The sequence below is a fragment of the Streptomyces sp. NBC_00057 genome (assembly GCF_045041165.1).
GTDB lineage: Bacteria > Actinomycetota > Actinomycetes > Streptomycetales > Streptomycetaceae > Streptomyces.
Genome location: NZ_CP108257.1, coordinates 258,310 through 270,042, shown reverse-complemented (window position 1 = coordinate 270,042; position 11,733 = coordinate 258,310). Strand labels below are relative to the sequence as shown.

The following is an 11,733-nucleotide window of genomic DNA, read 5'->3' as shown; positions in this document are numbered from 1 at the left end:
TATGCAGCGGCAAGCCGCTGCATAGAGTGCGAATTGCGCAGGCGCAATTCGAATTCCCGCGTAAACGCGGGAATGAATTCCGTAAACGGAATTCTAAAAGAGCGTCAATTCGCGCAAGCGCGAATTGTGGGGAGCCTCGCAAGCGAGACTCCTTGGGCTGGCTACGAGGGGACGGTGCATCAGGTGCGGCACTGTGTAGCTCCTGGGGTTTCAGGCTACCACCCCCGCAATGAAGGTGACGGGCCATCGGCCTGACGGAGTGTGCCGGCCTCACGCAGTGACGGGCTCCGCTGCGCTCCACCCGAACCCCTCCCCCGCTCTCGAAACCGTCCGCTCACGTTCACCAATGCCCTGCCAGCATACAGGACAACCGACCGCTTCGGGGTAAGATTCGGCCATGCATCACTCTGGGGGTGAAAGTTGGTGCGTGGGTGATGCATCACGTGTCATGGCTGTGTACCGTATGGGACCAGACACCACATCCTCCGGGCCACACCATCGCGCCGGGACTTCCTTTCTTATTACGCGCGACATTCCGCGAAAAGGAGAACACGGGAAATGGCCGTGAAGTTGCGTGACCACCAGATCGAGGCCGTTGCCGCCATTGTGCGCGGCTTCGATATCCCGCCGGGCGGCATTCCCTTCAATGGCCTGCGTGGGCAGATCCACGCCGCGTGCGGGACGGGAAAGACCATCATTGCGGCGGCGTCGGCAAAGCGCATTGTTCCCAAGGGCCGGACTTTGGTTCTGGTGCCGACGCTGGACCTTCTGACCCAGACGGTGCAGGCGTGGCGCGCGGCTGGGCACATGGGGCCGGCGGTCGCCGTGTGCAGCCTCCAGGACGACCCGGAGCTGTGGAGCCTCAAGGTCCGCTCCACCACGAACCCCGTGCAGCTGGCTCTGTGGCACGGCTCCGGGCCCGTGACCATCTACGCGACGTACGCCAGCCTCGGTGTCCTCGCGGAGGCGTTCGAAGGCGTCTATGGCCAGCAGCTGGCCCCGGTAGACCTCGCCGTGGTCGATGAGGCCCACAGGACAAGTGGCTCGATGGGCAAGGCGTGGGCGGACATCCACGACCAGACCGTCATCCCGGCGCACCGCCGGCTGTACCTGACGGCGACGCCGCGGATCTGGCAGGAGCGGCCGAACTGGGAGGTCGCCGAAGGGGTGCGGGAGGCGCTGTCGAAGGAGATGGCGGCCAGCATGGACGACGAACGAGTCTTCGGGCCCGTTCTCTACAAGCTCAGCTTGGCGTCGGCTGTCTCCCGCGGCTTGCTTGCGCGCTACCAGATCATCGTGCTGGAGCTCCAGGACCCGGTGGTCACCCCGGAGCGGCTGATGGGCGAGGAGCGACGTAGCGAGGAAGTACGCGGGCAGCGGCTCGGCGCCCTCCAGGCCGCGCTCCTGCACACCATGAGCCAGCACAGCCTCCAGACCTGCATCACCTTCCACCACCGGACGATAGAGGCGCAGGCGTACGCGGAGGGCTTGGAGCGTGTGGCGGCGAAGCTGCACGCTGACCAGCCGGAACGGTACCCGTCGAAGATCTGGGCGGACTGGCTGTGTGGCGAGCACGTCCCCGAGCGCCGGCGGGACGTCCTGGGCGAGTTCGGCTCCACCGCGCGGCGTGCCGTGCTCTCGAACTGCCGCGTCCTCGGGGAGGGCGTGGACATCAGGGCCGTGGACTCCGTTGCCCTGCTGGACCCGAAGGGTGCGCCGCACGACATCGTGCAGGCCATCGGGCGCGCTTTGCGGCAGAAGCCGGGACAAGGGAAACTCGCCTCTCTGATCGTGCCGGTTTTCCTCCAGCCTGGAGAAAAGCCCGAGGATATGTTCACCTCCGGATCGTACCGGCCTTTGGTAAAGGTTCTTGAAGGTCTTCGGGCTCACGATGAAGAGGCCATCGAATTGCTGGCCATTCCGCAGGAGCCGCAGAAGGACGTCGCGCAGCCGTCCGAGTACATCGGTCCGCCGCCCGAGGAAGGCGAGGAAGAATCCCGCCTGCTGCTGCGTTTTGCGGCTCCGCGTGACCCGGTGATGGTCGCAGACTGGGTTTCCTTCAACGTGATCGACACGGAGAAGCAGGACTGGGCGCGCGGCTGGGCGGCCCTCAAGCGGTTCACCGAACGTGAGCTTCATGCCCGGGTCCCGTACGGGCACAAAGAGGGTGCGTACCCCCTTGGGCAGTGGGTGGCAGAACAGCGACGGGCCTACGGGGCCAGGCAGATGACCGGGCTTCGGGCGAAGCGGCTGGAGAAGCTGGGCATGGTCTGGTCGCTGGCGGATGAGCGGTTTCAGGAGAACCTGGAGGCCGCGAAGGCGTACTTCGAGGAGCACTGGACGCTGTGCGCGCCCCGGACAGCGACCGCTTTGGACAGGCCACTCGGGCAATGGCTGTCCAACCTCCGCCGCCCCGGCGCGCTGGACGAACACCCCGAGTGGGAGGCGGCGCTGCGGGAGGTCGATGAGGACTGGAACCCGCAGTGGCCGGCGGACTGGCAGCGCCACTACGCCGCACTGCGGGAAATGTTCGTAGAGGAGAGCGCCCTCACCTACGTGGAGCCAGGGGTCACCGTGCACGGGATGGACATCGGCCGTTGGTACCACAAGCAGCGTGAATACGCGGTCTGGCATGGGCTGATCCCTGGGCAGCGCGAGCGCCTGGAACGGCTCGGCATGGAGCCGTCGCCCCCTGAGACGCCCACGAAGCCCAAGGCGGCCTCTGGAGCGTTCGAGCGGGGCGTGGCGGCCCTGGCGCAGTACAAGGCGCGTACGGGCTCTGTGACGGTCCCCAGGGCCCATGTGGAGCGGCTGGAGGACGGGAGCGAGGTGAAGCTGGGGGTGTTCCTGTCGAACAGCAAGAGCCGCCGCGCCAAGCTCACCGCCGACAAGCTCCAGGCGCTGGCCGCCCTCGGGCTGGAGTGGGCGGCCTGACGGGAACAACGACGGCGCCCGCCCCGGGGATGTGCCCGGGGCGGGCGCCGTATTCGTTTCTACGGCCACGGGACGGCGGGAGATCTCTCTGCTGATGGGCGTACGTCACCAAGATCACCTGTAGCCGTGGTTTGTCTGCTGGTGCACTCCCCTGTCAACTTTCAGTACCACTTCAAGTTGCACTTGAAGTGGTACTGAAAGTTGACTATGTTGGGACTGCACCGACCGCACAGGGACAAGCCCTGCGGCATCGCCTCGGAAGGATCCGCGAAATGGCCGTGACCACGCTCCCGATGCCCGTATCTGAGGCACTGTCGACCAACGCCCCCCACAACCTGGGGACGCTCGCCGCCGCGGCGACGGACCGAGGCTGGGACGCCGTGGCCGAACGGAACGAGGAGCGCGACGCGTGGACGCTGGTCGTATCGGTGCCGTCCGACTCCCGTACGGGCCGGTACACGTGGTGCATGGGTAAATGGGCGACGGCCGGCCGCGGCTACCGGGAGACCGTGGCTTGGTACCGGTCCGCCACGGATGCCGCGCCCGGTGCGGTGGACGTTGCCCCGGTGGTCGATGCCGAGATGTCTGCACTCGCCCTACTGAATGACGCGTCCCACAAGATCACGGACGCGGTTGCCGACGCTCGTAAAGCCGTGGAAGAGGTGAAGGGGTGCCACGCCGAGGCGTGCGCGGCGGGGGAAGCGGCCGAGGCCGCGCGCACGACGTACGAGGCGGAGGAATGGGCCGAGGCGGCCGAGGAAACGGCCGAACGCGCGCCCGAGTGCGTCAAGCGCGCCAAGTCCGCACTGCGTCGGGTTCAGGCGCAGCGTCGCACGATTCAGGCCGCGGTGCGCGCGGTCGAGGAGCTCGGCCTGGACGAAGGATTCCGGCGTACCGCTGTCGAGGCTGAGGACACCGTGCGTGAGCTTCTCGGCGAGGCTGAGGAGGCGGCCGAGGAGGCGCAGAACTGGGCCGAGGCGGCGCGCGGGACGGCCGATCGTGTCTGCCCCATGTGTGGGTGCTTCGTCCGTCGTACGGCGTGCGGCGCGCACGCCCGGGGCGGTGTCGAGTGCGGTGCGTGTGCCGTCGGTCAGTGCGGGTGCCGTGAGGTCATGCTTGCGACGCTCGACCGTGCGGGATCGACCGTGGCGCGTGTGGTCGACGCCGAGGCGGTCCGCGTCGGCTATCTGCTGGACTCCGACGATGCCGCGCGGGTGGTCGCGGGACAGCTCATGTTGGCCGGTGACTGGGACGCGGCCGAGGAGGCGCTCGCCGAGGCGGAGGGACCGGCCGAGGCGGAGGGACCGGCCGAGGCGGAGGAGCGACGGGCCTCGGTGCGTGCTGCTGAGACTGCGATCGAGGCGCAGCGCGCGGCCGAGCGTCCGGCCGAGCGTGAAGCGGCGCGGCGTGCGGCGGAGTGTGCCGAGGCGGCGGAGGCGGCGGAGGAGCACTCCGGACGGGCGGCGGAGGCGTACGAAATCACGCGCGACTTGATGATGTACACGCGTAGTGCGTGGGCGGCGCGGCCGGTCGAGATGCTGCCGCCGGCGGAGGCGGCGGAGGCGCGCGCGTTGCTACGGCGTATCGACCGCCGGTCGCGTGTGGCGCACGACGTCGACTGTGCGGCGCGGTGGGAGTGGTACGACGGTTCCCCGGTGACCGACCCGCAGCGCTCCCGCGATTGTGCCAACCGTGCGCGGGTGTTGGCGGTCGGGTGTGAACGGGACGCGCGGCGGGTTGCCGAACTGTTCGCATGGGCCGAGTGCGCGGAGCGTGCCGAGGCGGAGGCGGCGGAGCGTGCCAAGGCACCGGTCGACGTTCCCCGCGACGCTGCACCGGTAGTCGCGGGGCCGCGGGTTGTGCCGGTTGCTGAGTGCGTCGCACGGGCGGAAGCGGAGGCGGCGCGGCTGGACGTGATCGCGCGGGAGCGGCACGCATGGATGGTTGATATGCAAGCGCTGGTTCTGGACGTGCGCGAGGGCAACGTGCCGGATGTCGATGTCGCGGACGCGCGGAAGTGGTCGGACCACGCGGCGTCGGCTGCAGCGTCGGCCGCAAAGGATGCCGATCGGGCGCGCTGGGAGGCGGAGCGCTGGGTGCGGGAGGCGGAGCGTGCGGCAGCGGACATGGAAGCGATGCGTGCGCGGACGGCGCGGCTGTTCTCCGGGGAGGGGGATGGCCGGTCCCGTTGGGTGTCGACGGACGGCCGTACGGTCGTCGCGCTTGCTCTGCCCGCTGAGGCGGACACCGTGACGGAGACGGACGCGCAGTTTGCTGATGTGCTGGCGGGCGCGGTTGCTGCGAAGGATGCCGGGCGGCCGCTGAAGTCGACCGACATCCCCACCAAGGGCAAGCACGGGCGCGGCCCCGGGGCGGACTTTAAGCAGGCTGTTACCCGTTCCTTGCGCCCGCTGGTACAGCCGTGGAAAGCCCCCCGCATCCCGACGAAGGGTAAGCCGCTGGACGGGGCGGCACTCGCCACCCTGGACGCCGACGAAGTGTGCGCTGAGGTAGAGGCGGCGCCGGGGGTGTGGCTCCCGCGTGCGGCTGTCTACGTGGCCGAGACGGCTGCGGCCAACGGGTGGACTGTCGCAATGGAGCAGCATGGTTCCAACACCGTCATCGTGCGCGTGGCCGGCGTGCTCGCCCGGACGGCCGGGCCAGTGGCCGGTGAAATCGTCGCGGTGTGGACGGATGGCATGTACGACGCGCACCGGTCGGGCGCGTATGTGGGCGGCCGATGGCTGGACAGTCCGGCGGAGCTGTCGCGGGTGCTGACCACGGTCAGTCAGGCCGCGGAAGCCGTGGCGATCGTGACGGCTGGTATGCCCACGGGGACCAGTGCGCTGGCGTCTGCAGTCGCGTCCGACCCGGGCAGCGTCGAGACGTGGGAGAGCGACGGCGGCACGGTTCCGGGCGTCGCCGCTCCGCGGGTGGCAGAACGTGTTTCCGACGCGCCCGTAGTGCCGACACCCGTGGAGGACGACGCAGCTGGAGCTGACGTGCCCCGGTACCGGTTCGGGCGATGTGACGACCGGGGACGCTGCCCGGTGGCGGTCGATGGCGAGTTGGTCGGGCACGTTTACCGAATTCGCGGCACGTGGCATGCCATTGGCCTTTCCGAGGAGCGCGCGACCAGTCACACCAGCCGTGCGGCAGCAGCGGCCCGGCTCGTAGCGTTGATCGACATGCGGGCCGCCGCTGAAGCCGACATGGAGCGCAATATGCGGCGGCGCATAGAGGCGCCCCAGGGATGGCGCTTCACCACGTGGGACGCAGTCGGTCCGGGCGACATCGTCCGAACCCCGGTCCGATGCCAACCCGTACGGGGAGCGTCTTCGGACGGCGGTCCGTTGTATCCGGAATCATGGGGCGCCCCGGTGACCTTGACCGGCGTCGACTATCTGCCCAACGGGGCCGTTGTGGCGCGTGGACAGGAGGAAAGCGCGCCCGCATGGTCCGGAATGGGTGTCCTCCTGTCCACCCCAGAGTTCGCTGAAGTTGGCCTCCTGGTGCCGGAGGCGACCCCGGCGGAAGCGACCCCGGCGGAAGCGACCCGGGAGCGGGCACCGCCGGGGGGTGAGCCGGCGCCCCGGCCGGGGGAAGGGGAAAGGTGCTCTTCCCCTTTGAGGGAAGAGGTGTCGGCGGCTGCGTCACGCTGACCCACCCCCCTGACCTGCAGAAAGGCGCTCCAGCAGATCCACCGTTGGCAACCCGTTGCGCAACCCGCTAAGCAACCAGTCAAGCAACCCGTTACGCAACCTGTTAGGCAACCTGCGGATCCGCTGGGACCTTTCGACTAGCTAGTAGCAATGACGGATCTGCCGCGCGGCGGAAGATCCAGCAGCATGGCGTGGAAGAGCGGCGCGTTCAGGAGGTGCGGGCGCAGGTCGCCCAGTGTCTGCCAGCCCCATGATTCGTACAGTGCCCGGACCTTGGGGTGGTCCTGGAGGACCAGGAGTGTGGCGCGTTGCTCGGGCCGGGCCGCGAGCAGTTCGTCGTGGAGTCGGCGTGCGATGCCGGTCTTGCGCCAGGGGGTGCGGACCATCAGTTCGCTGAGTGCGTAGGTGCGTGTGCCGGTCTCGGTGAGGGTGTCGGCTGGTACGCGGGTGAGCAGTCCGCCCCACCAGCGGGCGCCGGGGGGAAGCGGCGCTCCGTAGGCGTAGCCGACGGGCTTTCCGTGGTCGTATCCGACGACGCAGTTCCAGCCGGGCCGGGCCATCCAGCTGTCGAGTCCTTCGGCGAACCGGTCGATGGCGCAGAACGGGTCGTTCTGCGCCTCCTTCGCGTAGACCTCGGCGTACACGTCAAGCAGGAGCGTGCGTAGGTGGGCGACGTGGTGGTGGGTGTAGTGGCGGAGTTCTATGTCGGCGGTCACTTCGGGTGGTTCTCCTATGCGGCGGCGAGGGTGCGGTGGACGGTGGCGAGTCGGCCGGTGATGCTCTGGCTGCTGACGCGTGTGGTGTCGATGGCTGACGCGGTGGTTCGGGCACCTGCCGTGTTGCCTTGGGCGAGTTGGAGTTCGGCGAGCTGGACGCTGTAGTACGCGCGGCTGCGGCGCAGGCCGGGGTCGAGGAGCGTGAGGGCCTGGGCGGTGACGGTCTCGGCGTCGGCGAGGTGTCCCATCGCCTGGTGGGTGATGGCGGCGAGTCCGCTGATCTCTGCGGCGGTGAGGAAGTTGAGCCATCGCGGTGCGGGTTCGGTGGGGTTGATGCGGTCGTGTGCGGTCTGGGCGGCGAGCAAGGCGCGGGCGGCGGCCGGGCGGTCGCCGGCGCGGGCGTGGCCGATGGCCAGGCGGGATTGGAGCAGGGCGGCGTAGCGGGGGTCTTGGCGGGCTTCGCGGCTGGTGAGGGCGGTCTGGCTGATGCGCAGGGCTTCGCGGTGGTGGCCGCCGCGGCGGGCGTGGACCGCAAGGTCGGACCAGGCGCGGGCCTGGGCCCGGTGGTTGGCTCCGAGGATGGCTCTCTGCAGCGCGGTGGTGCGCCACAGGTGTGCCGCGTCCAGGTTCCCGGCGTCGTCGGCGGCCCATCCGGCGGAGCTGCACAGTGATGCGATGGCGGTGTGGAGTGCCTGCTCGACGCGGGGCCCGTAGGTGCAGTGGTCGGCTGCGGTGGACAGGCGGTCGAGGTAGGCGGTTGCGACGGTCAGGAGGGGTTGGCCTCCGATGGCGCTGAAGTGTGCGTCGAGGCGGTCGATCCGCTCGCGGGCGCGTGCGACGTCGGTCATCGACAGGCGGCCGCTGACGGGGGTTTCGTCGATGTTGAGGGCGAGTGCGACCGCTGCGGCGGCGGGCGCGGTGATGAAGCGGCGGCGGCGCACGGGCGCCTCCTTCGTCGGTGCGGGAGGCCGTGGCGGGGCGGGCAGATTCGCGCTGTGTTTCCCTCTCGGGATGAAGCCGAGCGCCTGCGCCGGACGGTCGAAGAGCTGTTCCAGGGCGTGAAGGTAGCGGGTCCAGGGCCATTGGACTTCGCCGCTGATCCAGCGCCTGACGTGGCGGTCGGTGCACTTGCGGGGGTGGGTCTCTCCGAAGATCTGTGCGGTGATCCGGTTGATCTCCTTGGCCAGGCTCTGGTGCGTGAAGCCGTACTTGGCCATCACGGCTTCGAGTTGAGTGTTTCGCTGTCTGTCCATCGGTTCCCCCGTAGGTGCCGGTCGCGGCGCAGACGGTAGTCCTGCCTCTTTTCTTCCGTTGGTAAAACTGTCCGGTCCCCTGTTCGGTACTTGCCCGGAATCTGGCCTGAGCCCACCCGAACGTGTCGCGGTTGTCTGGGAGTACGCCGACAAACCGTCCCTGGGGAGGCCCCATGCCGAACTCGTCCGGCCACCGCCGCACTGCCCGGCCCTTACCGGCCAGGGTGCGCAGGAAGATCGCGGCTCTCCGGGCCCCGGCAGTGGCAGTGGGCGGGGCCCCCGTCGCGCCGGTGACCGCGGTGGCGCTGTATGCCGTGGTCCCGGTGCCGGGCATGGAGCACCTGGTGACGGCGCCCCTGGCTGCGCACGCGGAGGCGCAGGGCTGGGTCGTTCCGGCCGGCTGCGCGGTGACCGACAGCGGGCCGCTCGACCAGGACACGGAGCTGCGGCCGGGCTGGGCACGGGTCCGCGCAGCGGTGGACGGCGGCCGGGTCGCCGGGGTCGTCGTCCCCGCATTCGCGCACATCGCCTACCGCTGGCACGACTGGAACGCACAGCGGTCCTGGCTGCTGGGCCGGGGGCTGTTCGTCATCGCCACCGATCCGACCGACTTGGTCACGGGCCTGGAACCGGAGGAGTCACAGTCATGAGCGCGGTGTTGTACGACCCCGAGGCTCTCCTGGACCAGGAAATGCCGCTCGACCGCGCGCCCATTACGGCGCTGGTCGATGCGATGCTGGCACGGAAGGACGCGAGCGGTCTGCGGGCGGGCGACTGCGCGCAGATCGCTCTGCTCCTCACCGGGCACGCCCGAATCGTCGCCGCCGAAGTCAGCCGGCACTTCGAGGCCCTGCCCAAGGACAGTGAGCTGCGGCCGGTGACCGACCAGGTCCTTCAGGAAGCGAAGCGCCGCCTGTCGGTGACCTCCCAGACCACCCTCGCGCACGCGCAGCAACGGGCCCGGCTGGTGAAGGCGCTGTACCGGGCGCTGGACCAACTCCTCAAGCCGCAGCCGGCTCCATCCCTCTGACGTCTGTAGCTCGCCCCTCATGAACGCGGGCGGCCGTCAGTCCAGCCATCCGATGTCACGGACTTCCAGGCCGTCGGAGTGGGCCACGCAGGAGATCCAGCACCGGGTCCCGAACTCGTCGACGACTTCCTCGCCGCCGGGCGCCGGCCACCGGTCGGGATGCTTCGCGACTTCGACGAGCAGGTCCTGCACCGCAGCCCGCGCCGCGGCGGACGGCAGACCGGCCATGACGTCCGCAGCGAGCCACTCCAGCCGTACGTACCGCATCCTGCACCCCCGTTGATCGGCAGGGACAGCACGCTACGGCGGAGCGGTCTGGTCCTGCCGTGTCCTGTGGATAACTCGGTGGTACGCCTCGGTGTCATCGGACGGCGGCGATGACACCGAGGCATGCCACCAGGACCGCTGCGGCGCCCGTGGCGACCATCAACGGTGTGGCGAGGACCGGATGCCGGTGCACGACGTAGGCGAGGCCGCCCACGACCAGGAGCGCGACGAGGACCAGGAGGAGCAGGACCAGCAGGCCGAGCGAGGACATGGAGACACCTTTCATTAGGCACACGGGTGCCGTGCGCAGAGTGGAGCGTGGAGTCCGCCCGCCCCTTGCGTCCCGGGGTGGACGTTGGACAGCGCGTCGCCGGGATCCGATGACGGCGAACAGCACGATGGAGGACTCGGGGGTTAGCGGCGCAAGTCCCGTCGGACGCTCTGCAGACTCCCCGACACAGGCGGCCCATTCAACAGATTCAGAGACTGGCGCCAGCTCCCGCGAATCCTTGAATGAACCGCTCGTGACCGCTACAAGGTGCAGCCACTCTAGGGGCACATTCGGGTGACCCCGATGCCCTTTGACCTGGGCTTTTATGGTTTCCTCCGTTTCATCCACGGACAGGACCTGGAAACGGGCAGGTCGGTCCCCACCCGTCGGCCGAGCTTTTCCCCGAGCGAGCGCTGCCGACTGAAGCGTTCATTTCGGGCGCGGGGCGACGCTCGGCCTTGCCGCCCCGGAGAGCCCGGAGCGTTGGTGCCGGCTCTCAGCCCGGCCCTCGCCGCGGTTCAGCACGGCGTACAGCGTGGGTCGGCTTTTGGGCAACCTCCTGACCTGCGCATTCGGGGGTTTGGGTCAGCGATCGGGTCAGGGGCGCTGAGCAGAGTTCACGGCATCACCTGAACGGGGAGCTGTCGTGACTGGACCACGAATCTTTGAGTCGCTGGATGCCGAATGGGCGCTGGCCTGCGCCGAGTCCGGGCGCGCCGAAATGGTGCTCGGCTGGCTGCAGGAGGGCGGGGTCGTCCTCAGCAGCGAGCGTGCGGCAGGTCTTCAGGAAGCGCTGGCCGAACTGGAGCGCCGGGACCGGGCGCAGGGGCGTGCGCACAGTGACCGGTGGATGCGAGTGCTCCTGGAGCGGGCGGCCGGCGAGGGCGCAGGGGCGCAGGTGGCCGCGCGGGTGGTGGTCCAGGCGATGCTGCCGGGTGCGGTGCGGATGACTCAGCGACTGCTGCGGGCCGGCCGGGATTTCGACGAGACAGGGCAGGTCGTCGTCGCGTGCCTGTATCAGGTGGTGCGGCGGTATCCGCTCGGCCGGAAGGGCGGGGTCGCGGCGAACCTTCTCCTGGAGACGCTGCATCTGGCGAGCCGTGAGCTGCAGGCGGACACGGAGACGGACGCGCTGCCGTGGCACCCCGTACTCGAATCCGCGGCCGTACCCGGCGAGCCGGCGGCGGACGATCCGGCGGAGACTGCCTGGCAGACGGCCCTCGGCCAGCAGGCCGTCGAGGCCGGGCTCATCTCGGCCGGTGAGATTCCGGACGGCGCGCGGGGCGAGTTGGTCGAGCTGCTGGTGTGGGCCGTGGCCGCCGGACTGCTCGATGCAGTGCGGGCGCGGGTGATCGCGGACGAGTCGCGGGCCGGGGCGCGGGAGAGCGCGCAGCGGGCCGGTGTGTCCGCTATTGCGTGGCGGCAGCGTCGGAGCCGGACCGTGCGGCAGTTGCGGGCGGTCGCTGACCAGTGGGTGCAGGCCGCGTGATGACGATTTCTCAGATTTCTCGGCTGCGGCTGTCACGTCTGGGGCGTGGGGGCTCCTTGGTCCGGGTGTGTGGCGGAACGGCTGCCGCACCTGGGCTTGGAAGGGGTGAGC

Annotated in this window: 9 protein-coding genes; 5 read left to right on the top strand and 4 right to left on the bottom strand. The window is 69.5% G+C overall.

From position 1 onward, the window contains the following. The first annotated feature begins 558 nt into the window (after window positions 1-558). Together OG953_RS44590 and OG953_RS44585 are read left to right on the top strand one after the other, a co-directional pair. On the top strand, window positions 559-2,934 hold the full coding sequence (locus OG953_RS44590) for a Helicase associated domain protein (protein WP_331736150.1): 2,376 nt from the start codon (window positions 559-561) through the stop codon (window positions 2,932-2,934). Window positions 2,935-3,314: 380 nt separating this feature from the next. Continuing rightward, a complete protein-coding gene (locus OG953_RS44585; protein ID WP_405692684.1) occupies window positions 3,315-6,596 on the top strand; it encodes a hypothetical protein in 3,282 nt (1,093 codons plus the stop codon). A 137-nt stretch (window positions 6,597-6,733) separates the two neighbouring features. Here OG953_RS44585 and OG953_RS44580 read toward each other — a convergent pair whose 3' ends face one another. Both OG953_RS44580 and OG953_RS44575 read right to left on the bottom strand, forming a co-directional pair. Further along, window positions 6,734-7,312 carry a GNAT family N-acetyltransferase gene (locus OG953_RS44580; RefSeq protein ID WP_331736146.1) on the bottom strand — a complete coding sequence of 193 codons (579 nt, stop codon included), beginning with the start codon at window positions 7,310-7,312 and terminating at the stop codon, window positions 6,734-6,736. 14 nt (window positions 7,313-7,326) lie between these two features. After that, the gene (locus tag OG953_RS44575; protein ID WP_331736143.1) at window positions 7,327-8,565 is read right to left on the bottom strand and encodes a hypothetical protein; all 1,239 of its coding nucleotides are present in this window, start codon (window positions 8,563-8,565) and stop codon (window positions 7,327-7,329) included. 173 nt (window positions 8,566-8,738) lie between these two features. Here OG953_RS44575 and OG953_RS44570 point away from each other — a divergent pair, with 173 nt between their 5' ends. Continuing rightward, window positions 8,739-9,215: a hypothetical protein gene (locus tag OG953_RS44570; protein WP_331736140.1), complete on the top strand. Its 477-nt coding sequence runs from the start codon at window positions 8,739-8,741 to the stop codon at window positions 9,213-9,215. After that, window positions 9,212-9,595, top strand: a complete 384-nt coding sequence (locus tag OG953_RS44565; protein ID WP_331736138.1) for a DUF6415 family natural product biosynthesis protein — start codon at window positions 9,212-9,214, stop codon at window positions 9,593-9,595. The genes OG953_RS44570 and OG953_RS44565 overlap by 4 nt, the downstream gene beginning before the upstream one ends. A 36-nt stretch (window positions 9,596-9,631) precedes the next feature. Here OG953_RS44565 and OG953_RS44560 read toward each other — a convergent pair whose 3' ends face one another. Both OG953_RS44560 and OG953_RS44555 read right to left on the bottom strand, forming a co-directional pair. Next, window positions 9,632-9,862: a hypothetical protein gene (locus tag OG953_RS44560; protein WP_331736136.1), complete on the bottom strand. Its 231-nt coding sequence runs from the start codon at window positions 9,860-9,862 to the stop codon at window positions 9,632-9,634. 94 nt (window positions 9,863-9,956) lie between these two features. Next, on the bottom strand, window positions 9,957-10,133 hold the full coding sequence (locus OG953_RS44555) for a hypothetical protein (protein WP_331736134.1): 177 nt from the start codon (window positions 10,131-10,133) through the stop codon (window positions 9,957-9,959). Between the two features lie 646 nt (window positions 10,134-10,779). Here OG953_RS44555 and OG953_RS44550 point away from each other — a divergent pair. Further along, complete coding sequence (locus OG953_RS44550; RefSeq protein ID WP_331736132.1) at window positions 10,780-11,622, top strand: hypothetical protein; 843 nt, start codon at window positions 10,780-10,782, stop codon at window positions 11,620-11,622. Window positions 11,623-11,733: the final 111 nt, after the last annotated feature.

Excerpts from the sequence above, each read along its gene's own strand:
- OG953_RS44590 (WP_331736150.1), top strand. The coding sequence starts at position 559 with ATGGCCGTGAAGTTGCGTGACCACCAGATCGAGGCCGTTGCCGCCATT.
- OG953_RS44575 (WP_331736143.1), bottom strand. The coding sequence starts at position 8,565 with ATGGACAGACAGCGAAACACTCAACTCGAAGCCGTGATGGCCAAGTAC.
- OG953_RS44570 (WP_331736140.1), top strand. The coding sequence starts at position 8,739 with ATGCCGAACTCGTCCGGCCACCGCCGCACTGCCCGGCCCTTACCGGCC.
- OG953_RS44565 (WP_331736138.1), top strand. The coding sequence starts at position 9,212 with ATGAGCGCGGTGTTGTACGACCCCGAGGCTCTCCTGGACCAGGAAATG.
- OG953_RS44560 (WP_331736136.1), bottom strand. The coding sequence starts at position 9,862 with ATGCGGTACGTACGGCTGGAGTGGCTCGCTGCGGACGTCATGGCCGGT.
- OG953_RS44555 (WP_331736134.1), bottom strand. The coding sequence starts at position 10,133 with ATGTCCTCGCTCGGCCTGCTGGTCCTGCTCCTCCTGGTCCTCGTCGCG.